The organism is Pseudomonas psychrophila HA-4, from assembly GCF_000282975.1.
GTDB lineage: Bacteria > Pseudomonadota > Gammaproteobacteria > Pseudomonadales > Pseudomonadaceae > Aquipseudomonas > Aquipseudomonas psychrophila_A.
Window position 1 is genome coordinate 34,937 of sequence record NZ_ALJC01000118.1, and the last position, 26,401, is coordinate 61,337.

Genomic DNA, 26,401 nt, shown 5'->3' on the forward strand with positions numbered 1-26,401 from the left:
CAGGTGACCTTCGAAGGCTTCCCTGTAGTTTTACTACTGACTCACACACTCGAAAGGCTGAAATGAGCAACGATTTGTAGTAAAACTACACAACACCGGAATCAACCCTCCGGTCATCCAAGAATTTATGTCGTCTGCCCACAAGGCCAGTCGCAAACTCAGGCAACCGATTCTGGAAGCCTTTCCGCCCTGGAGCAAGCCATGCAAGACCTCGATCCCGTCGAAACCCAGGAATGGCTGGACGCCCTGGAATCGGTTCTCGACAAAGAAGGCGAAGAACGCGCTCACTACCTGATGACCCGTATGGGTGAGCTCGCTACTCGCACCGGTTCGCAACTGCCGTACGCCATCACGACTCCATACCGCAACACGATTCCAGTTACCCACGAAGCACGCATGCCTGGCGACCTGTTCATGGAACGCCGCATTCGCTCGCTGGTTCGCTGGAACGCCATGGCTATGGTTATGCGCACGAACTTGAAAGATTCTGACCTGGGCGGTCACATCTCCAGCTTCGCTTCCAGCGCAACGCTGTATGACATTGGCTTCAACTACTTCTTCCAAGCCCCGACCGAAGAACACGGCGGCGACCTGATTTACTTCCAGGGTCACACCTCGCCAGGCGTTTACGCCCGTGCGTTCATGGAAGGCCGCATCACCGAAGACCAAATGAACAACTTCCGCCAAGAAGTCGACGGTCAGGGCCTTTCATCCTACCCGCACCCTTGGCTGATGCCTGATTTCTGGCAGTTCCCGACCGTGTCCATGGGTCTGGGCCCAATCCAGGCGATCTACCAGGCACGCTTCATGAAGTACCTGGAATCGCGCGGTTACATCCCGGCAGGCAAGCAAAAAGTCTGGTGCTTCCTGGGCGACGGCGAGTGTGACGAGCCGGAATCCCTGGGCGCCATCTCCCTGGCTGGCCGCGAAAACCTCGACAACCTGATCTTCGTTATCAACTGCAACCTGCAGCGCCTCGACGGCCCGGTTCGCGGCAACGGCAAGATCATCCAGGAACTCGAAGGCGTATTCCGCGGTGCTCAGTGGAACGTGACCAAAGTGATCTGGGGCCGTTTCTGGGACCCACTGCTGGCCAAAGACGTCGACGGCATCCTGCAACGCCGCATGGACGAAGTCATCGACGGCGAGTACCAGAACTACAAAGCCAAAGACGGCGCGTTTGTACGTGAACACTTCTTCAACACGCCAGAACTCAAGGCAATGGTTGCTGATCTGTCCGACGACGAGATCTGGAAACTCAACCGTGGCGGCCACGACCCGTACAAGGTCTACGCGGCGTACCACGAAGCGGTCAACCACAAAGACCAGCCAACCGTCATCCTGGCCAAAACCATCAAAGGTTATGGCACTGGCGCCGGCGAAGCGAAAAACACTGCGCACAACACCAAGAAGGTTGATGTTGAAAGCCTGAAGCTGTTCCGCGATCGTTTCGACATTCCGGTCAAAGACGACGAAATCGAAAATCTGCCATTCTTCAAACCAGAAGAAGGCAGCGCTGAAGCCCGCTACCTGAGCGAGCGCCGCACTGCACTGGGCGGTTTCGTGCCTCAGCGTCGCGCTAAGAGCATCAGCATTCCGACCCCGCCACTGGACACCCTCAAGGCTATCCTTGACGGCTCCGGCGACCGTGAAATTTCCACCACCATGGCGTTCGTGCGTATCTTGGCACAGCTGGTGAAGGACAAGGACATCGGCCAGCGCATCGTTCCGATCATCCCGGACGAAGCCCGTACCTTCGGTATGGAAGGCATGTTCCGTCAGTTGGGCATCTACTCCTCGGTCGGCCAGCTCTACGAGCCAGTCGATAAAGACCAAGTGATGTTCTACAAAGAAGACAAAAAAGGTCAGATTCTCGAAGAAGGCATCAACGAAGCAGGTGCCATGAGCTCCTTCATCGCGGCCGGTACTTCGTACTCCAACCACAACCAGCCAATGCTGCCGTTCTACATCTTCTACTCGATGTTTGGCTTCCAGCGTATTGGCGACCTGGCCTGGGCCGCTGGCGACAGCCGCACCCGTGGTTTCCTGATTGGCGGCACCGCCGGGCGCACCACGCTCAACGGTGAAGGCCTGCAACACGAAGATGGTCACAGCCACATCCTGGCCGCCACCATCCCGAACTGCCGCACCTTCGATCCAACCTACGGCTATGAGCTGGCGGTGATCATTCAGGACGGCATGAAGAAGATGACCGAAGAGCAACAGGACGTCTTCTACTACATCACCGTGATGAACGAGTCTTACCAGCAGCCAGCCATGCCGGCCGGTGTTGAGGAAGGCATCATCAAAGGGATGTACCTGCTTGAAGAAGACACCAAGGAAGCAGCTCACCACGTGCAACTGATGGGCTCCGGCACCATCCTGCGTGAAGTGCGTGAAGCGGCGAAAATCCTGCGTGACGAGTTCAACATCGGTGCTGACGTATGGAGCGTTACCAGCTTCAACGAACTGCGTCGCGACGGCCTGGCCGTTGAGCGTAGCAACCGTCTGCACCCAGGCCAGAAGCCTAAACTGAGCTACGTCGAAGAGTGCCTGACTGGCCGTAAAGGTCCTGTCATTGCCTCCACCGACTACATGAAGCTGTTCGCCGAGCAGATTCGTCAGTGGGTTCCGGTCAAAGAATTCAAAGTGCTGGGCACTGACGGTTTCGGCCGCAGCGACAGCCGCAAAAAACTGCGTCACTTCTTTGAAGTAGACCGTCACTTCGTGGTGTTGGCAGCCTTGGAAGCCCTGGCTGACCGTGGCGATATCGAACCTAAGGTGGTGGCTGAAGCCATCGTCAAGTTCGGCATCAACCCGGAAAAACGCAACCCACTGGACTGCTGAGGAGAATTTTTGTGAGCGAACTCATTCGGGTACCTGACATCGGCAGCGGTGACGGCGAAGTCATCGAACTGTTTGTAAAAGTCGGCGACCGCATCGAAGCCGATCAGAGCATTCTGACGCTGGAATCGGACAAGGCGAGCATGGAAATCCCGGCGCCTAAAGCCGGTATCGTCAAAAGCCTGAAAGTAAAGCTGGGCGACCGCTTGAAAGAAGGCGACGAATTGCTGGAACTAGAAGCCGAAGGCGCCACTGCGGCACCTGAAGCGCCAGCCGCTGCCCCTGCGGCCGCTGCTGAAAAGCCAGCCGCCGCGCCAGTTGCCGAGGCCCCAGCGGCCCCGGCTGCTGCACCTGCAAGCTCGACTGTTCAAGACATCCACGTCCCGGACATCGGCTCGTCGGGCAAAGCCAAAATCATCGAAATTCTGGTCAAGGCTGGCGACACCGTTGAAGCTGATCAATCGCTGATCACCCTCGAATCCGACAAGGCCAGCATGGAAATTCCATCGCCAGCCGCCGGTGTGGTGGAAAGCATTTCGGTCAAGCTGGACGACGAAGTCGGCACTGGCGACTTCATCCTCAAGCTTAAAGTGGCGGGCGCTGCTGCGCCTGCGGCACCGGCCCAAGCTGCGCCAGCACCTGCTGCCAAAGCTGAAGCGCCAGCCGCTGCTGCCTCTGCGCCAGCCGCAAAAGCCGAGGCAGCGCCTGCCCCGGCCGCCGCCCCTGCGCCACGCGGTGCCAAAGTTCACGCCGGCCCTGCCGTGCGTCAACTGGCCCGTGAGTTTGGCGTTGAGCTGAACGCAGTAAGCGCAAGCGGCCCACACGGTCGCGTTTTGAAAGAAGACGTGCAGGTTTACGTCAAAGCCATGATGCAGAAGGCCAAGGAAGCTCCGGCTGCCGGCGCTGCAACCGGCGGCGCTGGCATTCCGCCAATCCCTGCTGTCGACTTCAGCCGCTTCGGTGAAGTGGAAGAAGTGGCCATGACCCGCCTGATGCAAATCGGCGCGTCGAGCCTGCACCGCAGTTGGCTGAACATCCCGCACGTGACTCAGTTCGACCAGGCTGATATCACCGAGCTGGAAGCTTTCCGCGTCGCGCAAAAAGCCGTCGCTGAAAAAGCCGGTGTGAAATTGACCGTCCTGCCTCTACTGCTCAAGTCCTGCGCGCACCTGCTCAAGGAAATGCCGGACTTCAACAGCTCGCTGGCGCCAAGCGGCAAAGCGATCATCCGCAAGAAGTACGTCAACATCGGCTTCGCCGTAGACACCCCGGATGGCCTGCTGGTCCCTGTGATCAAGAACGTTGATCAGAAGAGCCTGCTGCAACTGGCAGCTGAAGCGGCTGCACTGGCTGCCAAAGCCCGTGACAAGAAGCTCACCGCTGACGACATGCAAGGCGCTTGCTTCACCATTTCCAGCCTCGGTCACATTGGCGGCACCGGCTTCACGCCGATCGTCAATGCACCGGAAGTGGCGATCCTAGGCGTCTCCAAGGCAACCATCCAGCCAGTCTGGGACGGCAAAGCCTTCCAGCCGAAACTGATGCTGCCTTTGTCGCTGTCCTACGATCACCGCGTGATCAACGGCGCCGCTGCTGCACGCTTCACCCAGCGTCTGAGCCAGTTGCTGGGCGACATCCGTACTATCCTGCTGTAAGCCACGTCCCGGCCTTCTTCACCGAAGGCCGGGATAGCGCACTGTTTTCCGAGCGCCACGCTCGTACCTCAACCCCGCCCAATAAGCGGGGCTTTTTTTGCCTGAAATTCCGCACAAAACGTGTAGGAGCGATCTTGCTCGTGATCTTTTGAGCTTGATCGGGCTTTTAATTTTCTAACCCGAAAAATCCCTCACCCAACAACACCCTGGACCTACGATACCCGCTGATTTTGGGAAGCGAAGATCCCTCTACACACCTCTACGATTAACCAAAGGACTTAACCACCGCGATATTAATTGCCAAACATCAGAAAGGAATTCGATGTGCAAAAACTAACCGTTGGACCGATTGTGGGGTACACCACTCCCGAGCACAGCCGCATCTTCGTGAGGGGCGCTCCTGATGACAGAGAGGCCGTTTTCGCCGGTATCCGCCACCGTCAGGCGGGCTCACAGCAATGGTCTGCAGGCGTGTACTCCAGACTCAGTGAGGCGTACGACATGGCCGACACGCTTGTGCTGAATGGCCTGAACGCAGACACCCAATACGAATACCAGGCCGGCTGGTTCACCACCAAAGACCCCAATCACACACCGGAGACCGTTAAACGGATTGCGCTGGAGTGGCCCTCGACGGTTTACCGATTCAAATCCGCCTCTTCCAAACGCGATAGGGAACATCGATATATCGTAGGCTCATGCCGCTACCTCAGGCTCACCCTGGACACCCCCTCCCGGCCAGACCTGGGTGACAGCATTTTCAATGCCATCAACGCCCTGAAAGCCACCGGCCCGTTGGATGGCGTAATGATGGTCGGCGATCAGGTGTACGTCGATGACTTGAATATCGTGGCTCCCGACCGAAGTTACGCGGACATCTCACGCAAATACCGAGCCGCATTCTCACAGCCCCACATCAGCCAGCTCATGTCCAGCACCCCGACCTACATGATCCTCGACGATCATGAAATTGAAGACAACTGGCCAGCCAATCGCAGCAGCGGCGACGAGCAACTTTACCGCAATGCCATTCATGCCTACGAAGTCTTCCAGTGCAGCCATGGTCCCGCCCACGATCTGCTCGCACAAGGAGGCATCAACCGCCGCCTAAAAAATTACTGGTACACCTTCGCCGACGGCGACACCGACTGGTTTGTGATGGACTGCCGTACCGAGCGTGTTTTAAAGGGCAGTGACACAAGGATGATCGGGGTAGAACAAGAAAATGCGCTCCACAAATGGCTGATCAAAAGCACCGCGAAAGTGAAGTTCATCGTCAGCAGCGTCATGTTCATGCCCGATCAAAAAAGCCATGGCAATGACGGCTGGAAGTCATTTGCCGCGCAACGCCACCGCCTCCTTGAAACCATTCGCTCCAATGCCATTAAAAACGTGGTCATTGTTAGCGGCGACATCCACGGCTCCCTCACCTGCAAGTTGACCCACAGCGAAGACCCAAACTTTGTGGTGCACGGCATCGTGTCGTCTCCTCTGTGCAACACCAAGCTGTTGCCTTATGCCAAAGCCAGTAATTTAGAACTGGATGCCCCGCTGGCCAGTAATCAAAAAGGCCTTTATTTACCCGCAATGACCAGCCACATGGTCAGCGAAGATAATTTCGCTTGTCTGACCCTCAAGGGGGCGTCCCTGAGAGTCGATTTCCATGATAAAAAAGGCCAAATGCTCCAATCGGTGGCGATTGAGCTTAAATAACAGTCATAAAACTGAAACCTACTAACGCCAGCCTGTTGCCACTTGCTGGCCTGTCGATAACCTTCTATGGCTCTATCACTGTTAAGTTCACTTGTCAGCGCTGTAAGCATGATGCAACCTTGCCGCAGACCGCAGTAACAGGGCTTCGGCCCTTACGCCATCAGCATGTGTGAAGCGAGTGTCTCAATGAAAAGCCAATCCGATGCTGCCCCGAGAATGGCAGCCGAGGTCGTGACGCAGTTACCCGTGCCCTCGCGGCTCGGGATGCTTCGTTTCGAACGGCTTAATGAAGCCAGCTGGGCCTTGCTCTACCTCGACCCAGGATGCGAGCGCCATTTCGGCTTGCCTGCGGCCGAGTTGTGCGCGCTGGTCGGCTCGCCTTATGCCAGCCTGATGGAACCCAAGGCCCGCTATCGCTTGCACGACGCCATTGAATTGCAATTGCGAGCCAGCCCCCACTACGTCGTGCATTACACCTTGCACACGGCCCATGGGCCGCTGAACCTGATGGAAGTGGGCGAGCCCTACAAGCAACACAATCGACATTTGTTGCGCGGGTACCTCTTGGTGCTCGAAGGCCCGGTCAGTAGCAGCCCGCTGGCACCTGTCACCGAACTCGAAACCCAAAACAGCCGACTGCACAACGCCCTGGAGTTGAACCAGCGCGCCCAGCAAGAACAACTGCAACACCTAGAACGCGTACGCGCCCAGCAGGACTTGATCTTGCGCCTGGCGCGCCACAAGTACAGCCAGCACAACTCGCTGCAAGAAGCCGCCGAGCTGATCACCCGTAACGCCTGCGATATATACCAAATCGACGCCGCCAGCCTGTGGAACCTCGAAGACCATCAGTTGGTGCCAATTTCCGCTTATCAGCGCGAAAGCCAGGCTTACGTGACGCAAGAAGTCATCGACGCCAGTATTTTTCCAGACTACCTCGAAGCCTTGCACACCAGCCGCTCTATTGATGCGCAGAACGCCAATCGCGACCCGCGTACCCGCGAGCTGGCGGCCAAGCTCTTTAGTGACCCAACCAATGCCATGCTCGATGCGAGTATCCGCATTGATGGCCAAGTGATCGGCGTGTTGTGCCTTGAGCAAATCGGCAAGACCCGGGTATGGAAGGCCGACGAAATTGCTTTTGCCGGGGAGCTGGCTGACCAGTTCGCCCAAGTGATCAACAACCACAACCGGCGCACCGCCACCAACGCCCTGCACCTTTTTCAGCGGGCGGTCGAGCAAAGTGCCAACGCTTTCCTGCTGGTCAACTGCGACGGCGTGGTCGAATACGTAAACCCCAGTTTTACCGCCATCACCCAGTACAGCTCCGAAGAAGTTCAGGGTCACAAACTGTCCGAGCTGCCCGCCCTAGAAAACCTCAGCGACCTGCTGTTTGATGCTCACTCAAGCCTGAGCAATGGAAACAGCTGGCAGGGCGAGTTCAAAAGCCGGCGCAAAAATCTGGAGCCCTACTGGGGCCAGATGTCGATCTCCAAGGTCTATGGCGACAACCGCGAACTGACCCACTACATCGGCATTTACGAAGACATCACCGAATCCAAGTTGGCTCAGCAGCGGATCGAACGCTTGGCGTACACCGACAACCTGACCAGCCTGGGTAATCGCCCGGCCTTTATTCGCAACCTTGATGAGCGCTTCGCCCGCGACAGCACCACCCAGGTCTGCCTACTGCTGGTGGACATCGACAACTTCAAGCGGATCAATGACAGCCTCGGCCACCAGACCGGCGACAAGCTGTTGATCAGCCTCGCCCGGCGCCTGCGCAACAGCCTCAGCCCTGACGACAATCTGGCGCGGTTCGCCAGTAACGAATTCGCCGTGCTGCTCGACAACACTAACCTTGAAGTCGCCCAGCAGACCGCCAGCCAACTGCTTATGACCCTCGACAAACCGATGTTCGTCGATAACCAACTGATCAGCGTCACTGGCTCTGTAGGCGTTGCCTGTGCGCCTTTACACGGGCTCGACCCGCAAACCCTGATGCGCAATGCCGGTCTGGCACTGCACAAGGCCAAAGCCAACGGCAAACATCAGGTGCAAGTGTTCACCGAGACCTTGAACGCCGAGGCCAGCTACAAGCTGTTCGTCGAAAACAACCTGCGTCGGGCGCTGACACAAAACGAACTGGAAGTGTTTTACCAACCCAAACTCTGTTTGCGAACCGGCCGACTGCTGGGGATGGAAGCCTTGCTACGCTGGAACCATCCCGAAAAAGGCATGATCCGCCCCGACCAGTTCATCAGCGTGGCTGAAGAAACCGGGCTGATTATTCCCATTGGTAAATGGGTCGCGCGCCAGGCCTGCCGTATGAGTAAACAATTGAGCGCGGCCGGTTTTGGCAACTTACAGGTGGCTATCAACCTTTCGCCCAAACAGTTTTCCGACCCGGACCTAGTGGCCTCGATTGCCAATATCCTCAAGGAAGAACAACTGCCCGCAGCTTTACTGGAACTTGAGCTGACCGAAGGCCTGTTGCTGGAAGCCACCGACGATACCCGCCTGCAACTTGTTCAACTCAAAGAACTGGGCCTGACCCTGGCCATGGATGATTTTGGTACGGGTTATTCCTCACTCAGTTACTTGAAAAAATTCCCGATCGACATCATCAAAATCGATCGCAGCTTTATCAATGACATCCCCGATAACCAGAACGACATGGAGATCACCTCAGCGGTGATCGCGATGGCCCACAACCTCAAGCTCAAAGTGGTTGCAGAAGGTATCGAAACCGCCGCCCAACTGGCTTTCCTACGCCGCCACCGCTGCGACGTCGGACAAGGCTATCTGTTCGACCGACCAATCCCTGGTGCCGAACTGGAGCACAAGCTCAAACGCTATCCGCGCGGACCGCTGACCTGACAGCGCTGTAACACTCGGGCACACTAATGGTCTAATTTCCTACTACCTGACTGAGAGGACTCGAAACATGGTCTTGCGCTCGGACATCCTGGTGAACAAAAACGTGCTACCTACTCAAGAACAAGCCCTGCCGGGGCGTGAAACGCCGATGCAACTCCCAGAAACCCACTTCGTCAACGGCAACCCTCTGCTCGGCCCGTTTCTGGACGACGTCGGTTTTGCGATTTTTGGCCTGGGTTGCTTCTGGGGCGCAGAGCGCAAATTCTGGGAGCGCGATGGCGTGGTTAGCACGGTCGTGGGTTACGCCGGTGGTTTTACCCCCAACCCTACCTATGAAGAGGTTTGCTCGGGCCTGACGGGGCATACCGAAGTGGTGTTAGTGGTTTACGACCAAGCCAAAGTCAACTACGAAGACCTGCTGAAAATGTTCTGGGAACTGCACAACCCGACTCAGGGCATGCGCCAGGGCAACGACATCGGCTCCCAGTACCGCTCGGTGATCTACTGCACCACCCCTGAGCAATTGGCAGCAGCCAAGGCCAGCGCCAAAGTATTCCAGGGCGAACTGGACAAGGCAGGTTTGGGCACCATCACCACCGAAATCGACGAGGCGCCGACGGTGTACTTCGCTGAGGCGTATCACCAGCAGTACCTTGCGAAAAATCCGCAGGGCTACTGCGGCATCGGCGGTACAGGCGTAACGTGCCCTCTTTGAGGGCAGCTTCAAGCTAGAAGCAGCTACAAGCGGCAAGTTAGAAGCAAAGCAGCGATGTGATCGAGAGCGCCTTGCTTCTAACTTGCCGCTTGCAGCTTGCCACTTGAAGCTAGCTGCTTGCAGCTACTACTCAGCTATCAACCATTCCATCTGCCAGCCACCTTGGGTTTGGCCCAGTTTTTTGGCCAGCCATGGCAGCAGTTCGCGCAGTTCTTCTTCCAAACCCCATGGCGGGTTGGCAATGGCAAGGCCCGAGCCGTTCAGGCTGTTTGGGGTGTCCAGCGGGTGCACGAATAATTCAACTTGCAGCAGTTTCGGCGCACCTGAACCTGCCAAGTCTTGGTAGAAGCGACGCAGTTGACGCTTGTCTTTAATCGGGTACCAGATCGCAACAACGGTCTGACGCATACGGCTGATGGCGTCTTTCAACGACTCGGCGCAGCGCTTCATCTCGTCGAGTTTTTCAAACGGTGGGTCGATGAGCATCAAGCCACGTTTTTCGGCCACGGGCAGCAGCGCCCGCGGCACATGCCAGCCCTCCCCCAAATGCACCGCCACCCGACGATCACCTTTCATGTTGTCTTTGAGCATCACACCGTCTTCGGGGTGTTTTTCGTTCAACAACACGCGGTCTTGCGAACGGGTCAGGCGCCGCGCCAGTTCGGGTGAACCCGGGTAGTAGCGCAACTCGCCGTCCGGGTTCATCTTGTGCAGCACTTGCATGTAGTCCGCCGTCACCGCAGGCAGGTCTTTTTGCCCCCACAACCGCGCGATGCCTTCCAGGTACTCACCCGTGCGGTTGGCCTGATCGCCTTGAAGGTCATACAAACCAATCCCGGCATGGGTATCGAGATAAGCAAAAGGCTGCTCTTTACGCGACATCAAGGCGATGAGGCGGGTCAAGACGATATGTTTGAGAACGTCGGCGTGGTTGCCGGCGTGGAAGGCGTGACGATAGTTCATGGTTGCTCCTGCGCAGGGGGCGAAGTTTACCCTGTGCAGCGAATAACGTCAGGGGTAAAGCCTCGCTCCGCGCCAAGCGGTGTTTTGATTAAATCGCTCGCGGTACCAGTACCAGGTTATGAACGCTTGTTCGTGTATCAAGCCAGTCAATCGCGAACTGCTCGCTGGCGTCTGCAATCAGTACGTCCTTGTCCAGCACCTGCACACGGACTTGATGGGCTTCAACGGGCTCCGGCGACTCATCGTCATCGACGTGAAAGGCGAACGTCCATGAAGCCGGAATAGCGTAATACCCGTGCGTTTCGAGTAGCAGCCGCTCTACCCCACCCGGCTTTCGGGCATACACCGAAATAATCCAGTGATAGTGGCTTTGAAAAGAGAAGGGCAAGTCCCGAGGAGAAATGTGCCCGAGGAATATCTTTTTACGCATGTTGGTCGTCCTTGATTGAGGCACTCATCAGTGAGCGCTCTACCAAGGCTAATACGTCTGGAGCAGGCCATTTACGCTTCAGAAGAACCCACATCACAAATGGGAAACCTCCGGCCAAAACACGCCATTAATCCCACGCGCCGCGCCATGTCTTTAGCGAGCCCCAATAAAAACGGCCCGTATCCATGGGAGACGGGCCGTTTTCTGTTACCCACTAGGTGGGCAGCAAATCAACGCACTCAGTGGTTCAGTTTGAAGTCATTCTCGGCAGCGGTGAAACGCTCGACCATCTTCTTGCTTGGGCCTTGACCCATGGCGCTAACCACCACAATGGCAATGCTGGCAAAGATGAAGCCCGGAATGATTTCGTACAGACCCAGCAGGTTGAAGTGTTTCCAGACGATCACGGTGATGGCACCGACCAGAATACCGGCCAAAGCACCATTGCGTGTCATGCCTTTCCACATGACCGAAATCAGCACCACAGGGCCGAACGCAGCGCCGAAACCTGCCCACGCATAACTCACCAAGCCCAGTACACGGTTCTCGGGATTAGCCGCCAAAGCGATCGCGATCAGTGCAACCACCAGCACCATGGCGCGACCGACCCAAACCAATTCAAGCTGGGAGGCATTTTTACGCAGGAAGGATTTGTAGAGGTCTTCGGTCAGGGCGCTGGAGCACACCAGCAACTGGCAGCTCAAGGTGCTCATCACCGCGGCCAGAATGGCCGACAGCAGTACACCGGCAAGCCATGGGTTGAACAGCAGCTTGGCCAACTCGATGAACACGCGCTCAGGGTTTTCAGTCACAGGACCGGCCACTTCCGGGTGCGCCGAGAAGTAAGCAATGCCGAAAAAGCCCACAGCGACCGTACCGGCAAGACACAGGATCATCCAAGTCATGGAGATGCGACGCGCCTTGGCAATCGACTTGACCGAATCGGCGGCCATGAAGCGCGCCAGAATGTGCGGCTGACCAAAGTAGCCCAAACCCCAGCCCATCAGCGAGATGATGCCAATGAAGGAGGTGCCTTTGAGCATGTCGAAATTGCTTGGATCCTTGGCCTCGATAGCCAAGAAAGTGGTGTCGATGCCGCCCGTGGCCAGCAGCACAATGATCGGGGTGAGGATCAACGCGAAAATCATCAAGGTGGCTTGAACGGTGTCGGTCCAGCTTACCGCCAAGAAACCGCCGATAAAGGTGTAAGCGATAGTCGCCGCAGCGCCTGCCCACAACGCTGTTTCGTACGACATGCCGAAGGTGCTTTCAAACAAACGGGCACCGGCCACGATGCCAGAGGCACAGTAGATGGTGAAGAACACTAGGATCACGATCGCCGAGATGATCCGCAGCACCCCGCTTTTGTCTTCAAAACGGCTGGAGAAGTAATCCGGCAGTGTCAGCGCATCGCCGTTGTGCTCGGTCTGCACCCGCAGGCGCCCCGCCACAAATAGCCAGTTCAGGTAGGCACCGACCACCAGACCGATGGCAATCCAGCTTTCCGACAAGCCAGACATGTAGATGGCACCCGGCAAGCCCATCAACAACCAGCCGCTCATGTCGGATGCGCCAGCGGACAAAGCGGTTACCACGCTGCCCAGGCTGCGCCCACCGAGAATATAGTCAGAAAGGTTGTTGGTGGAGCGATAGGCCATAAGACCGATCAGCACCATTGCAGCGATATAGATCACAAACGTGATCAGCGTTGGATTACTTACACTCATTGCATTAAGCCCTGGCATTGTTTTTATGTTTAGCGGCGGTCTGGCCTTACGCTCACAAACGTCCTGTCTGAGACGATTTGCCTGTCCGCGCATTTATGACTGATGTTTCTCCAGGAAATACACCAGCCGATCAACCCATTGTTTAGGCGGTTGCACCTTAGCGGCGAATGCTATGCAACAAAGCAAATAAGGTGCAACCAATTTCTGCCTTGCCAGTTGCACCTTGTCGCGCCTTTCGCTTCTTTTTCGACGCAAAACGCCACTTATCAACCGAAAAACCTACTTAACTGCAGGAGCGAGCGTTTAAAAGAGCGCGAGCAAGCTCGCTCCGACAGAGGGTTGATATTTTTCTGACAAAACAGGGTTGCACCTAGTTGCACCCGGCTCGACGCAGAGCTAATCTTGCCGCCAGCTGCTGCCGCGCACATGTGGCACCCATGAGGATAAAAATATGGCTACCACCACCCTTGGGGTCAAACTTGATGACCCAACCCGCGAGCGCCTCAAGGCAGCCGCGACCTCGATTGATCGCACGCCACACTGGCTGATCAAGCAGGCAATCTTCAATTACCTGGAAAAACTCGAGGGTGGTGCAACCCTGAACGAGTTGAGCGGTATCCCTGGTAGCACCAGCGATGACGCCGACGATGCAAACACCGATCACGCCCATCAGTGCTTCCTAGAGTTTGCTGAAAGCATCCTGCCGCAATCGGTACTGCGCGCCGCAATCACCTCGGCTTACCGCCGCCCGGAACCTGAAGTCGTGCCGATGCTGCTGGAGCAAGCGCGTCTGCCAGCCCCCATGGCCGAAGCCACCCAAGCCCTGGCCGCCTCGATTGCCGAGAAACTGCGCAATCAGAAGAGCGCCGGTGGCCGCGCAGGCATCGTGCAAGGCCTGTTGCAAGAATTCTCCCTGTCGTCCCAAGAAGGCGTGGCGCTGATGTGCCTGGCCGAAGCGCTGCTGCGTATCCCGGACAAAGGCACCCGCGACGCGCTGATCCGCGACAAGATCAGCACCGGCAACTGGCACCCGCACTTGGGCAACAGTCCGTCGCTGTTCGTAAACGCTGCGACCTGGGGCCTGTTGCTGACTGGCAAGCTGGTGTCCACGCACAACGAAGCAGGCCTAACCTCCTCCCTGAGCCGCATCATCGGCAAAAGTGGCGAGCCGATGATCCGCAAGGGCGTCGACATGGCCATGCGCTTGATGGGCGAGCAATTTGTAACAGGCGAAACCATCGCCGAAGCCCTGGCCAACGCCACGCGCTTTGAAGCCAAGGGCTTTCGCTATTCCTACGACATGCTCGGTGAAGCCGCACTGACCGAACATGACGCGCAAAAGTACCTCGCCTCGTACGAGCAAGCCATCCACTCGATCGGCAAAGCTTCCAACGGGCGCGGGATTTATGAAGGTCCGGGCATTTCGATCAAGCTGTCGGCCCTGCACCCGCGTTACAGCCGCGCCCAGTACGAGCGCGTGATGGACGAGTTGTACCCGCGCCTGCTGTCGCTGACCTTGCTGGCCAAGAAATATGACATCGGCCTCAACATCGACGCCGAAGAAGCCGACCGCCTTGAGCTGTCGCTCGACCTGTTGGAGCGCCTGTGTTTCGAGCCGCAACTGAGCGGCTGGAACGGCATCGGTTTCGTGATTCAGGCGTACCAGAAGCGTTGCCCGTACGTGATCGACTACGTAATCGATCTGGCCCGTCGCAGCCGTCACCGCCTGATGATCCGCTTGGTGAAAGGCGCGTACTGGGACAGCGAAATCAAGCGCGCCCAGGTTGAAGGCCTAGAAGGCTATCCGGTCTACACCCGCAAGGTGTACACCGACGTTTCCTACATTGCTTGCGCGAAAAAGCTGCTGGCCGTGCCGGAAGCGATCTACCCGCAGTTCGCCACGCACAACGCCCACACCTTGTCGGCCATCTACCACCTCGCCGGTCAGAACTACTACCCTGGCCAGTACGAGTTCCAGTGCCTGCACGGCATGGGTGAACCGCTGTACGAGCAAGTTGTGGGCAAAATTTCCGAGGGCAAACTGAACCGTCCGTGCCGCGTGTACGCACCGGTCGGCACCCACGAAACACTGCTGGCTTATCTGGTACGGCGTCTGCTGGAAAACGGCGCCAACACCTCGTTTGTCAACCGCATCGCTGACCACACAATCTCGATCCACCAGTTGGTGGCCGACCCTGTGAGCCAGATCGAGCAAATGGCAACGGCAGAAGGCGGCTTCGGCTTGCCGCACCCGCGCATCCCATTGCCTCGCGATCTGTATGGCAGCGAACGCGCCAACTCCAGCGGCATCGACATGGCCAACGAACACCGTCTGGCATCGTTGTCTTGCGCCCTGCTGGCTTCTGCCCACAACGACTGGAAAGCTGCGCCGATGCTCGGTTGCGCGTCCAGTACCCATGTCCCGGCAGCCGTGCTCAACCCGGCCGACCTGCGTGACGTGGTGGGTTATGTGCAAGAAGCCACCGTTGAAGATGCCGACAACGCCATTCAATGCGCGCTGAACGTCGCCCCGATCTGGCAGGCCACCCCGCCAGCCGAGCGTGCTGCCATTCTGGAGCGCGCGGCCGACCTCATGGAAGCCGAGATCCAGCCGCTGATGGGCCTGCTGGCGCGTGAAGCAGGCAAGACCTTTGCTAACGCCATCGCTGAAGTGCGCGAGGCCGTGGACTTCCTGCGTTACTACGCGGTGCAAGCACGCAACGACCTGACCAACGATGCCCACCGCCCACTGGGCCCGGTGGTCTGCATCAGCCCGTGGAACTTCCCGCTGGCGATTTTCAGCGGTCAAGTGGCAGCCGCGCTGGCGGCCGGTAACCCGGTATTGGCCAAACCGGCTGAGCAAACCCCGCTGGTCGCCGCACAAGCCGTGCGTATCCTGCTGGAAGCCGGTATCCCAGAAGGCGTGCTGCAATTGCTACCGGGTCGTGGCGAAACCGTGGGGGCACGTCTGGTCGGCGACGATCGCGTCAAAGGCGTGATGTTCACGGGTTCCACCGAAGTCGCTCGCCTGCTGCAACGCAACATCGCCGGACGCCTAGACGCCCAAGGCCGTCCAATCCCGCTGATTGCCGAAACAGGCGGCCAGAACGCAATGATCGTCGACTCCTCGGCCCTGACCGAACAAGTGGTCATCGACGTGGTGTCTTCGGCCTTCGACAGTGCAGGGCAACGTTGCTCGGCATTGCGCGTACTGTGCCTGCAGGAAGATTCAGCAGACCGCGTAATCGAAATGCTTAAAGGCGCCATGGCCGAATCGCGCATGGGCAATCCTGAGCGCCTGAGCGTAGACATTGGTCCAGTAATCGACGCCGAAGCCAAGGCCGGGATCGAGCAGCACATCCAGGGCATGCGTGACAAAGGCCGCAGCGTTTATCAAATGGCGATTGCCGACATTGACGAATGCAAACGCGGCACCTTCGTGATGCCGACCCTGATTGAACTGGAAAGCTTCAGCGAGCTGGAACGTGAAATCTTCGGCCCGGTGCTGCACGTGGTGCGCTACAAGCGTAAAGACATCGACCAGTTGATCGCACAGATCAATGCCTCGGGTTACGGCCTGACGCTGGGCGTTCACACCCGCATCGACGAAACCATTGCCAAAGTGGTCAACAACGTCAACGCCGGTAACGTTTACGTCAACCGCAACATCGTTGGTGCCGTGGTCGGTGTGCAGCCGTTCGGTGGTGAAGGCCTGTCGGGCACTGGCCCGAAAGCCGGTGGCCCGCTGTACCTGTTCCGCCTACTGTCGACCCGCCCAAGCGATGCCATCGAGCAATCGTTCGCCAAAGTCGATGCTATCAGCGCGCCAGATACCCAAGCCCGCGAAGCCCTGAGCGCACCGCTCAAGGCCCTGCAGGCCTGGGCGCAAAGCAACCAGCAAGCAGCGCTGGCCGAGTTGTGCAACGAATTCGCTGCCCACTCGCAAAGCGGCATCACCCGCCTGCTGAACGGCCCGACGGGCGAGCGCAACAGCTACGCCATCTTGCCGCGCGAACACGTGCTGTGCCTGGCCGACACTGAAGGCGACCTGCTGACCCAACTGGCTGGCGTACTGGCCGTGGGCAGCTCGGCTGTACTGCCAGACAGCGAACTGGCCAAAGCCCTGCTTGCCCGCCTGCCAAAAGACGTTCAGGCACGCATCACGCGGGTGGCTGACTGGACCAAAGACGAGGTGATTTTCGACGCCGTCCTGCACCACGGCGACAGCGACCAACTGCGTGCCGTATGCCAGCACGTGGCCAAACGCGCCGGCGCCATTGTCGGCGTGCAAGGTCTGTCTCAAGGCGAAACCAACATCGCCCTGGAACGCCTAGTGATCGAGCGCGCACTGAGCGTCAACACCGCTGCGGCGGGGGGTAACGCGAGCTTGATGACCATCGGCTGATGTTTTAGCTGACACATAAAAAACCGGGCACCTGCGAGGGTGTCCGGTTTTTTTGTGCGTTGGAAAACGCGAATGCTTATTTGAATAAACGGGCCGAAAGATTCAGTTCTATTGAGCGCTATTTTTAGGTCTTGCTTGCCTCCTCACCCAGCACCCCCCATAAACACCCGGTATATCAGACACACCAAACCCAACACCCCAGCGCTCATCCACCCCAGATTCACCCGGCTGAATTTACTGTTACCGCACCCCTGCGGGTCACTTCCCAGCAGATTGATCGCGCGTTGAGCCCCGAGAAACAAAAAGCCAGTACTGATGATCAAGACCGCATCCGCTACATAAACAAGGGGGGCGTCTGATGGCCGGCCAAAGAACGTAAACAGCAGCACAGAGAACATCACCAGCAACATGATCAATAAGGCTCGGTTCTCGAGAGAGTACTGGCAAGACCGTCCCTCCATCGCCAGACCGTTCTGTACTTTGTCAAAAAGGTCCAGTATGAAAAAGGGCCAGAACAGTCCGCGTACGACTGGGGTAATCGCGGCACCGGTGGTTTTTTTATACGTCGCCCAATTACGGTAGGACCAATAAAACAAGTACCCGCCGCAGGTCAGCAGGTACAACAGCAGAAATTTTGGGATCGCCACGGTGTAGAGGGCGTTGGGGCTGAGGTCAGTCGCAGTGCTCGGCTTCATGACTCGTCCATACATAAACAGAGTCGGGAGTAGACACAATTAGCCCAACAAAAAAATGCAGGCCTGTTCCCGCAGTCATGTAAGAAAAAGCCATTTTTAAATCCGCTTATGCAACAAGATGCGTCAGCTAAGACTCTAAAAGCTTTTTGACAGCTCGCTAATAACGCAGGTTAGAATCGCTGGCACGTAGCCTGCATGGTTGCGCCCTGTCTTTTAAGCTTTTCTGGAGTACGGCCTTTGAATGCGACGACCATCAACAGCCTGTTCTTAATCGGCGCGTTGCTGGTAGGCGCAAGTATCCTGGTCAGTTCCCTGTCTTCTCGTTTGGGCATCCCGATTCTGGTGATCATCCTTGCCGTGGGCATGGCGGCTGGCGTGGATGGCGGCGGAATTATTTTTGATAACTACCCGACGGCCTACCTGGTCGGCAACCTCGCCTTGGCCGTGATCTTGCTCGACGGCGGCTTGCGCACCCGGGTCTCAAGTTTTCGGGTGGCGTTATGGCCTGCGCTGTCGCTGGCCACGGTCGGGGTCATGATCACCACCGGGCTGACCGGCCTGATGGCCGCCTGGCTGTTCAATCTCAATCTGATTCAGGGCCTGTTGATCGGCGCCATTGTCGGCTCAACCGATGCGGCGGCGGTGTTCTCACTGCTAGGCGGCAAAGGCCTGAACGAGCGGGTATCGGCCAGCCTTGAAATCGAATCCGGCAGCAACGACCCGATGGCGGTGTTTCTCACCGTGACGTTGATCGACATGCTCGCCAGCGGTGAAACCGGCCTGCATTTAAGCCTGCTCTTCGATTTACTGCGCGAGTTCGGGATCGGTGCCGTGGTAGGCCTGGCTGGCGGCTGGCTGATGCTGCAAATGGTTAACCGGATCCATCTGGCAAACGGGCTGTATCCAATTCTGGTGATCGCCGGTGGCCTAGTGGTTTTCGCCCTGACCAACGCCCTGCACGGCAGCGGCTTCTTGGCTGTTTACTTGTGCGGCCTGGTGGTCGGCAACAGTCCGATCCGCAGCCGTCATGGCATTCTTCACATGCTCGACGGCATGGCGTGGCTAGCACAGATCGGCATGTTCCTGGTGCTGGGCTTACTGGTCACACCACACGACTTGCTGCCCATCGCGGTGCCTGCGCTGGCCTTGGCCCTGTGGATGATTTTGTTCGCCCGCCCACTGTCCGTGATGATGGGTCTGCTGCCCTTTAAGGCCTTCCACGGGCGCGAAAAAGCGTTTATCGCGTGGGTGGGTCTGCGCGGCGCGGTGCCTATTATTTTGGCGGTGTTCCCGCTGATGGCCGGTTTGCCGAACGCACAGCTGTTCTTCAACCTCGCCTTCTTTATCGTGCTGGTGTCCCTTTTGGTGCAAGGCACCAGCCTGCCATGGGTCGCCAAGCTGCTTAAGGTCACCGTACCGCCAGACCTCGCGCCCATCTCGCGCGCAGCCCTAGAAGTCCATGTCACCAGTGAGTGGGAGTTATTCGTTTACCGCCTGGACGCACAAAACTGGTGCATCGGTGCGGCCTTGCGTGAACTGAAAATGCCCGAAGGCACGCGCATCGCGGCCTTATTCCGCGACCAGAAACTGCTCCATCCGTCGGGCAGTACAACCTTGGAAATTGGCGACTTACTGTGCGTTATCGGTCACGAACACAACTTGCCGGCCCTCGGCAAACTGTTCAGCCAGGCACCGACCCGCGGGCTGGACCTGCGTTTCTTCGGCGACTTTGTGCTCGAAGGCGACGCCCAATTGGGCGCGGTATCGGCCCTGTACGGCCTGAAGCTCGATGGCATTGATCCGAACATCCCACTCAGCAGCTTTATTGCGCAAAAAGTAGGCGGCGCGCCGGTGGTCGGCGACCAGGTGGAATGGAACAACACTATTTGGACCGTGGCAGTGATGGACGGGAACAAGATAGGCAAAGTGGGCGTCAGATTCCCCGAAGGAAGTGCCCCGGGCCCTGGGTTGTTCCTCTAAACTTCACCCTTTCTGAACCCTTTGCTTGACCGGAATCTATGCCAACTCTGCGCACGTTCTTTGCAACAGTCCTGCTCGGCCTAAGCCTTTGCGTTGGCATGGTACAGGCGGCTGATCCGCCCACCGCGGAGGCGGTCCAGCAAAGCCTGGATAAAATTGCTGACCGCAAGCTGCCCGACGCCGACCAAAAAGCCTTGCAGGCCGTGCTGGAACAGACCTTAACCCTGCTGGCCAACAAAGCCGATTACGAACAGCGCCTGAGCGAAGTTAAAACGCAGCTCAACAACGCGCCACATCAAACGGCAGATAACCAACGCGAATTGGCACGCCTCAAGGCCACCGCAGCGGTACCTGTGGAGCAGCGTTACGCCAGCCTTTCGGTGTCGCAACTGGAACAAATGCTGGCCGACCGCACCACCGAGCAAGGCGAACTGCAAAAGGCCTTGGCCAGCGCCAACAGCCAGAGCATTGCCGCCCAGACTCGACCCGAGCGGGCGCAGGCCGAGATCAGCAACAGCCAAACGCGTATCCAACAAATCAACAACACCCTCAAGGTGGGGCGCGACAATGGCAAGCTGCTCACCGCTGACCAGCGTAACCAGCTCAATGCCGAAGCCGCCTCGCTGACCGCGCTGATTGCCCTGCGCCGCCAGGAACTGGCCGGTAACAGCCAACTGCAAGACTTGAGCGGCAGCCAGCACGACCTGCTGCTGGAAAAAACCACGCGCCAAGATCAGGAAATCCAAGAGCTGCAAACCCTGATCAACAAGAAACGTTTGGCCCAGTCACAGCAGACCGTGACCGAACAATCCATCGAGGCGCAAAAGTCGGGAAGCAGCAGCCTGCTGGCGACCGAAAGCGCGATTAACCTCAAGCTCTCCGACTACCTGTTGCGCAGCACCGACCGCCTCAACGTGGTCACCCAGCAGAACCTCGAAACCAAGCAACAACTGGACAACGTCACCCAGAGCGATCAAGCGCTGGATGAACAAATCAGCGTCCTACGGGGCAGTTTGCTGCTGTCCAAAATTCTCTATCAGCAAAAGCAAGCGCTGCCGCGCCTGCAAAAGATGGACAAGAACCTGGCGGATGAAATCGCCGATATTCGCCTGTATCAGTTTGAGATCAACCAACAGCGCGAGCTGATCAGCAACCCGACCACCTACGTTAACAACCTGCTGGCCACCCAGCCGCCCGATCAAGTCACGCCGCAACTGCGTAAAACCCTGCTTGAACTGGTCAACACCCGCAGCGACTTATTGGACCGTTTGAACCGCGAGTTAAGCTCACTGCTCAACGAATCGATCACCCTGCAACTGAACCAAAAGCAACTGCTCAGCACCGCCCAAAGCCTGCGCGCGACGCTGGACGAGCAGATGTTCTGGATCCCTAGCAACAAACCCCTGGACTTCGAATGGCTGGAAACCGCCCCGCGCCACCTCAAGCAACAAATCGTCACCCTGCCGTGGGGTTCCAGTGTCACTGAGCTGGCAGAAGGCCTGATCCAACGACCTCTATTGTTTTTGCCGTTTGCGCTGCTGGTGGTGGCCCTGCTGTGGAAACGCAGGTACCTGTACGGCAAGTTGAATGAAATCCATCAAGACATTGGCCACTTCAAGCGCGACAGCCAATGGCACACGCCGCTGGCGATTCTGATCAACATCTTGCTGGCGATGCCGGTGTCATTGGCGCTGGCGCTGTGCGGCTATGCCTTGCAAACCGATGCCCGAGGCATGAACGCCAATACCGGCGCGGCGCTGGTGCAAATGGCCGAAGCCTGGCTGGTGTTCTACACCGCCTACCGGATTCTGGCGCCGGGTGGCGTGGCCGAGCTGCATTTTCGTTGGGAAAAACCGCTGGTCGCATTCCTGCAGAACTGGATTCGAAAACTGGGCTTCGTGGTGCTGGCGCTGGTGGCCGTGGTCGCCTTCGCCGAGCAACAACCGGCGGCCCTGGCAGACGACGTACTGGGCATCCTCGTGGTGCTGACCTGTTATGCCGCCATGGCGTGGTTATTGTGCCGCCTGCTGCTCAACGACCAATCCGAGAAAAAAGCCTACCGCGTGCGCAAACTGCTCGGTTTCGCGTTCGCCCTGCTGCCCTTGGCGTTGTTTGTGGCGGTGTGTTTTGGCTACTACTACACCGCGCTCAAACTCAGCGACCGGTTAATCAACACCCTTTACCTCTTGATGCTGTGGCTGGTGGTTGAAGCGGCCTTTGTGCGCGGCCTCGCAGTGGCAGCACGGCGCCTGGCCTACTCCCGCGCACTGGCCAAACGCCAGGCCGCCAAGGAAGCGGGTGAAGGCAACGACGCCGTCATTGAAGAGCCGACATTGGACATCGAACAGGTCAACCAGCAGTCGCTGCGCCTGATTCGCCTGGCCTTGCTCGCAGCTTTTATCGGGGTGCTGTACTGGGTATGGGCTGACTTGATCTCGGTATTCTCCTACCTCGACAACATCACCCTGTACGAATACACCAGCGGCACCGGCGCCAACATGAGCATGGTGCCGATCAGCATTGGCGACGTGATCGGTGCATTGGTCATCATCGGCATCAGTATTGCGCTGGCGCGCAACCTGCCCGGCCTGCTTGAGGTGCTGGTGTTATCACGGCTCGATTTGGGCCAGGGCAGCGCCTACGCCACCACCACCTTGCTGACCTACGTGATTATCGGCGTAGGCTTTGTCTCCACCCTGTCGACGCTCGGCGTGAGCTGGGACAAGTTGCAGTGGCTGGTTGCGGCACTGTCGGTGGGCCTGGGCTTTGGGATGCAGGAGATCTTCGCTAACTTTATCTCCGGCATCATGATCCTCTTCGAGCGTCCGGTACGGATTGGCGACACCATCACCATCGGCAACCTGTCGGGCACCGTGAGCAAGATCCGCATCCGAGCGACCACCATCACTGACTTCGACCGCAAAGACATCATTGTCCCGAACAAGACCTTCATCACCGGGCAACTGATCAACTGGTCGCTGACCGACACCATCACCCGCGTGACCCTAAAACTGGGCGTCGATTACGGCTCCGACCTGGACTTGGTCAAGCATTTGCTGCTCAAAGCCGCGCAAGAGAACCCACGCGTACTCAAAGACCCCGAGCCGCATGTGTACTTCCTCAACTTCGGCGCCAGCACCCTGGACCACGAACTGCGCATGCATGTACGAGACTTGGGTGACCGCAACCCGGTGGTCGACGAAGTGAACCGCTTTATCAACCGCGAGTTCAAAAACCACCACATCAACATCTCGTTCCAGCAGATGGAGGTGTACCTCAAGAACACCTCGAACCAGGAATACAAGCTGGTGCCAATAGATCTGCCAGCGCCGGAACAAAAGCCCCTGCCGGGCAAGCCCGACTAGCAGGACGCCTAAACGGGGGGTGTACCCACATATTTTGCTGGAGACGGCCATTGAAAGCCCTCGACGAACTGACCTTCGACAACCGCTTTGCCCGACTGGGTGACGCGTTCTCAACCCACGTGCTGCCCGACCCGCTCGACGCACCACGACTGGTGGTCGCCAGCGATGCGGCAATGGCCCTGCTCGACCTCGACCCGGCTGTGGCACACGACCCAGTATTTGCCAAACTGTTTGGCGGCCACACCTTATGGGCCGACGCCGAGCCCCGCGCCATGGTCTATTCAGGCCACCAGTTCGGCTCATACAACCCGCAATTGGGCGACGGCCGCGGCTTGTTACTGGGCGAGGTGTACAACGAGGCGGGGGAACATTGGGACTTACACCTTAAAGGTGCGGGCATGACGCCCTACTCGCGCATGGGCGATGGCCGCGCCGTGCTGCGCTCATCCATCCGCGAGTTCCTTGCCAGTGAAGCCCTGCATGCTCTGGGCATCCCCAGCAGCCGTGCCCTGTGCGTGATCGGCTCCGACACCCCGGTGTGGCGCGAAAAACAGGAACGTGGCGCCATGGTGCTGCGCTTGGCACACAGCCATATCCGTTTTGGACACTTTGAATATTTCTACTACACCCAGCGCCCGGAGCAGCAAAAGCAACTGGGCGAACACGTGCTGGCCCTGCACTACCCGCACTGCTTGGAACAGCCCGAGCCGTACTTAGCGATGTTCCGTGAAATCGTTGAGCGCAACGCCGAACTGATCGCCAAATGGCAAGCGTACGGTTTTTGCCATGGCGTGATGAACACCGACAACCTGTCGATTCTGGGCATCACCTTCGACTTTGGCCCGTTCGCCTTCCTCGACGACTTCGACGCACACTTCATCTGCAACCACTCCGACCACGAAGGTCGCTACTCCTTCAGCAACCAAGTGCCCATCGGCCAGTGGAACCTCAGCGCACTGGCCCAGGCCCTGACACCGTTTATCAGCGTCGAAGCCCTTCGCGAAACACTGGGGTTGTTCTTGCCGCTGTACCAGGCGCACTACCTGGACCTGATGCGCCGCCGCTTGGGCCTGACCACCGCCGAAGAAGGTGATCAAAAACTGATCGAAGACCTGCTGCAACGCATGCAGGGCAGCGCCATCGACTACACCTTGTTCTTTAGGCGCCTGGGCGACGAGCCCGCAGAACAAGCCGTTGCGCACCTGCGCGACGACTTTATCGACCTCAAGAGTTTTGACGAATGGGCCGCGCACTATGTCGCACGAGTGGCCCGCGAAGGCGTGATAGATGAAAAACAGCGCCGCGAGCGCATGCACGCCGTCAACCCGCTGTACATACTGCGTAATTATTTGGCGCAAAAAGCGATTGATGCGGCAGAGGCTGGGGACTACAGCGAAGTACAACGCTTGCACACCGTACTCAACCAACCGTTTACCGAGCAGCCAGGCATGGAAAGCTACGCCGAACGGCCACCGGAGTGGGGTAAGCATTTAGAGATTAGTTGTTCGTCTTAAGGCGTAACCTACCCCGGTAGGAGTGAGCTTGCTCGCGATCTTTTAAACGATCAAAAGATCGCGAGCAAGCTCGCTTACACGTAATCAATCGTCATGAGCGAGTTCCAAAACAATAGTTTCGAACGTTTCATTGATCTCTGCCTTGATAGCCACTGAAATTCCCAAACCTGCCAGTGTCATTAGACCTGACGCCATCGAGTCGAAGAGAATTAGAACGAGAATACTGGCACTGAACCATAGAATACAAAATACGAAGATACCTTTACTGTAAGTACTGTGTTTATCGATATGCAGATTCATACTTCCTTGAGTACAGGCGTCAGCCTTGAGTTCCAGATCACACGAAGCGCAGTTAACACGCAGCCCCTTCGCTAAAGCATGAACATCATTAAAGTTAAATTTTTGCTCCGTAGTGCACGCAGCGCACTGAAAGGTAAAATTCGAATACTCTTGTAACAGGACCTCATTGCCTTTCTCTACACTGTCCGTCATTTGAAACACCTCCTATTAACCAACTTTATGATTCAAGGCGCCACTGCCGCCGGTAACGGCGCTTTACCTCTGGCGCTCTAACCTTCGACTGACGATTTGCACCCCTTGGCCCATTTCACGCTCAAGATAAATAGCATTAATAATCACGGGCACTTTCTTATTTAACGCGAAAGACAGTAGTACTCCGACACTGCTCATCAACATGGAGAGTGGAATACTAATGAACAGGGCAACAATGAAAGTGACTGAAAACCAGACCGTTGCAAAGTGAATAAGATTTCCGCTGCCGCTCAGGCTTTCATGAACCTTTATCAAAGCCTGTTGATCATAAGATCCAACTTTAACGGCAACGTGACACAGGGGGCAGCGAACAGACTTATCACTTGCCAACAACAAAGAATCTTCGATAGTCATACTGACCTGCCCATCACAGGGCCTGCATATAAAGCCAGCATAACCAAATGGCTGTGTCTCTTGCGCCGGTGCTCGGCCCACGTGATCCTTCATTAGTTAGTCCTGCGCCAATTGATAGTCAGGTTCTAAATCAAGACGCACGAATGAAACATCCTTCAAAGCAGGCACGGCCGTTGACAACACCACAAAGGTCACAATAAAACTAACAAAGCCCATACCACCGCCCCATTGCAACAACACCCCTATATTGAGCAATGGCAAGCCAATAGTTAAACAACCAAAGGTCAAAATTCTCCGTCTATTTTTGCTTTTTACCGCGACTAACTTGGCCAGGTCATTGGCTTTAAATCGCATTTTTTGCGAACAGCGCGGGCACACGACTGTGCCGCAGTCCATAAAGGCGTCTACCTGATCAATAGTTAATTCAAAGTCATTTTTACACTGCACACAACGAAACTGGAGATCCTGAGACATTGTCATCGACTGTTCCTTGTGTAGTCACACACCTAATAAACCGCCATTCACACATCGACAGCTAAATACCCGCGCCCTACTTAATGAAAACTTCATGAATATCCGCCCTACCTCTCGCTTAACGAGAAAGGCTTT

16 protein-coding genes are annotated in these 26,401 nt (G+C 57.1%); 9 read left to right on the forward strand and 7 right to left on the reverse strand.

The genetic code is table 11. From position 1 onward, the window contains the following. Positions 1-201 precede the first annotated feature (201 nt). The 5 genes from aceE to msrA all read left to right on the forward strand — a co-directional run bounded on the left by aceE (position 202) and on the right by msrA (position 9,807). Positions 202-2,847, forward strand: coding sequence for a pyruvate dehydrogenase (acetyl-transferring), homodimeric type (gene aceE, locus B347_RS0120060; RefSeq protein ID WP_019411480.1), 2,646 nt, complete (start codon positions 202-204; stop codon positions 2,845-2,847). Positions 2,848-2,858: 11 nt separating this feature from the next. Beyond that, positions 2,859-4,499: a dihydrolipoyllysine-residue acetyltransferase gene (gene aceF, locus B347_RS0120065; protein ID WP_019411481.1), complete on the forward strand. Its 1,641-nt coding sequence runs from the start codon at positions 2,859-2,861 to the stop codon at positions 4,497-4,499. Positions 4,500-4,823: 324 nt separating this feature from the next. Continuing rightward, the gene (locus tag B347_RS0120070) at positions 4,824-6,212 is read left to right on the forward strand and encodes an alkaline phosphatase D family protein (RefSeq protein WP_026014310.1); all 1,389 of its coding nucleotides are present in this window, start codon (positions 4,824-4,826) and stop codon (positions 6,210-6,212) included. A 186-nt stretch (positions 6,213-6,398) separates the two neighbouring features. Beyond that, complete coding sequence (locus B347_RS0120075; RefSeq protein ID WP_026014311.1) at positions 6,399-9,092, forward strand: sensor domain-containing phosphodiesterase; 2,694 nt, start codon at positions 6,399-6,401, stop codon at positions 9,090-9,092. Between the two features lie 67 nt (positions 9,093-9,159). After that, the gene (gene msrA / locus B347_RS0120080; RefSeq protein WP_019411484.1) at positions 9,160-9,807 is read left to right on the forward strand and encodes a peptide-methionine (S)-S-oxide reductase MsrA; all 648 of its coding nucleotides are present in this window, start codon (positions 9,160-9,162) and stop codon (positions 9,805-9,807) included. Positions 9,808-9,933: 126 nt separating this feature from the next. Here msrA and B347_RS0120085 read toward each other — a convergent pair whose 3' ends face one another. The 3 genes from B347_RS0120085 to putP all read right to left on the reverse strand — a co-directional run bounded on the left by B347_RS0120085 (position 9,934) and on the right by putP (position 12,927). After that, the gene (locus B347_RS0120085; RefSeq protein ID WP_019411485.1) at positions 9,934-10,770 is read right to left on the reverse strand and encodes a 23S rRNA (adenine(2030)-N(6))-methyltransferase RlmJ; all 837 of its coding nucleotides are present in this window, start codon (positions 10,768-10,770) and stop codon (positions 9,934-9,936) included. A gap of 88 nt (positions 10,771-10,858) precedes the next feature. After that, positions 10,859-11,200 (reverse strand): hypothetical protein, encoded by a 342-nt coding sequence (locus tag B347_RS0120090; RefSeq protein WP_019411486.1) that lies wholly within the window; start codon positions 11,198-11,200, stop codon positions 10,859-10,861. Between the two features lie 239 nt (positions 11,201-11,439). Further along, positions 11,440-12,927 (reverse strand): sodium/proline symporter PutP, encoded by a 1,488-nt coding sequence (putP, locus tag B347_RS0120095; RefSeq protein WP_019411487.1) that lies wholly within the window; start codon positions 12,925-12,927, stop codon positions 11,440-11,442. Between the two features lie 451 nt (positions 12,928-13,378). On the opposite strand from putP, the gene putA reads away from it, so the two are divergent. Beyond that, the gene (gene putA, locus B347_RS0120100) at positions 13,379-17,332 is read left to right on the forward strand and encodes a trifunctional transcriptional regulator/proline dehydrogenase/L-glutamate gamma-semialdehyde dehydrogenase (RefSeq protein WP_019411488.1); all 3,954 of its coding nucleotides are present in this window, start codon (positions 13,379-13,381) and stop codon (positions 17,330-17,332) included. A 143-nt stretch (positions 17,333-17,475) separates the two neighbouring features. On the opposite strand, the gene B347_RS0120105 is transcribed toward putA, so the two are convergent. After that, a complete protein-coding gene (locus B347_RS0120105) occupies positions 17,476-18,027 on the reverse strand; it encodes a hypothetical protein (RefSeq protein WP_019411489.1) in 552 nt (183 codons plus the stop codon). A 237-nt stretch (positions 18,028-18,264) separates the two neighbouring features. On the opposite strand from B347_RS0120105, the gene B347_RS0120110 reads away from it, so the two are divergent. Genes B347_RS0120110 through selO form a run of 3 tightly spaced genes read left to right on the forward strand, consistent with a single transcriptional unit; the run spans position 18,265 to position 24,886 of the window. Next, complete coding sequence (locus B347_RS0120110) at positions 18,265-20,007, forward strand: potassium/proton antiporter (protein ID WP_019411490.1); 1,743 nt, start codon at positions 18,265-18,267, stop codon at positions 20,005-20,007. Between the two features lie 38 nt (positions 20,008-20,045). Continuing rightward, positions 20,046-23,372 carry a mechanosensitive channel MscK gene (gene mscK, locus B347_RS0120115; protein WP_026014312.1) on the forward strand — a complete coding sequence of 1,109 codons (3,327 nt, stop codon included), beginning with the start codon at positions 20,046-20,048 and terminating at the stop codon, positions 23,370-23,372. A gap of 50 nt (positions 23,373-23,422) precedes the next feature. Then, positions 23,423-24,886 carry a protein adenylyltransferase SelO gene (gene selO / locus B347_RS0120120; RefSeq protein WP_019411492.1) on the forward strand — a complete coding sequence of 488 codons (1,464 nt, stop codon included), beginning with the start codon at positions 23,423-23,425 and terminating at the stop codon, positions 24,884-24,886. Positions 24,887-24,970: 84 nt separating this feature from the next. Here selO and B347_RS0120125 read toward each other — a convergent pair whose 3' ends face one another. The 3 genes from B347_RS0120125 to B347_RS0120135 all read right to left on the reverse strand — a co-directional run bounded on the left by B347_RS0120125 (position 24,971) and on the right by B347_RS0120135 (position 26,272). After that, positions 24,971-25,378, reverse strand: a complete 408-nt coding sequence (locus B347_RS0120125; protein WP_019411493.1) for a hypothetical protein — start codon at positions 25,376-25,378, stop codon at positions 24,971-24,973. A 63-nt stretch (positions 25,379-25,441) separates the two neighbouring features. After that, positions 25,442-25,885: a hypothetical protein gene (locus B347_RS0120130; RefSeq protein ID WP_019411494.1), complete on the reverse strand. Its 444-nt coding sequence runs from the start codon at positions 25,883-25,885 to the stop codon at positions 25,442-25,444. Between the two features lie 3 nt (positions 25,886-25,888). Further along, positions 25,889-26,272, reverse strand: coding sequence for a hypothetical protein (locus tag B347_RS0120135; RefSeq protein ID WP_019411495.1), 384 nt, complete (start codon positions 26,270-26,272; stop codon positions 25,889-25,891). Between the last annotated feature and the right edge of the window lie 129 nt (positions 26,273-26,401).

Coding starts and splice junctions, on each gene's coding strand:
- aceE (WP_019411480.1), top strand. CDS start 202: ATGCAAGACCTCGATCCCGTCGAAACCCAGGAATGGCTGGACGCCCTG.
- B347_RS0120075 (WP_026014311.1), top strand. CDS start 6,399: ATGAAAAGCCAATCCGATGCTGCCCCGAGAATGGCAGCCGAGGTCGTG.
- msrA (WP_019411484.1), top strand. CDS start 9,160: ATGGTCTTGCGCTCGGACATCCTGGTGAACAAAAACGTGCTACCTACT.
- B347_RS0120085 (WP_019411485.1), bottom strand. CDS start 10,770: ATGAACTATCGTCACGCCTTCCACGCCGGCAACCACGCCGACGTTCTC.
- B347_RS0120090 (WP_019411486.1), bottom strand. CDS start 11,200: ATGCGTAAAAAGATATTCCTCGGGCACATTTCTCCTCGGGACTTGCCC.
- putP (WP_019411487.1), bottom strand. CDS start 12,927: ATGAGTGTAAGTAATCCAACGCTGATCACGTTTGTGATCTATATCGCT.
- putA (WP_019411488.1), top strand. CDS start 13,379: ATGGCTACCACCACCCTTGGGGTCAAACTTGATGACCCAACCCGCGAG.
- B347_RS0120105 (WP_019411489.1), bottom strand. CDS start 18,027: ATGAAGCCGAGCACTGCGACTGACCTCAGCCCCAACGCCCTCTACACC.
- mscK (WP_026014312.1), top strand. CDS start 20,046: ATGCCAACTCTGCGCACGTTCTTTGCAACAGTCCTGCTCGGCCTAAGC.
- B347_RS0120125 (WP_019411493.1), bottom strand. CDS start 25,378: ATGACGGACAGTGTAGAGAAAGGCAATGAGGTCCTGTTACAAGAGTAT.
- B347_RS0120130 (WP_019411494.1), bottom strand. CDS start 25,885: ATGAAGGATCACGTGGGCCGAGCACCGGCGCAAGAGACACAGCCATTT.
- B347_RS0120135 (WP_019411495.1), bottom strand. CDS start 26,272: ATGACAATGTCTCAGGATCTCCAGTTTCGTTGTGTGCAGTGTAAAAAT.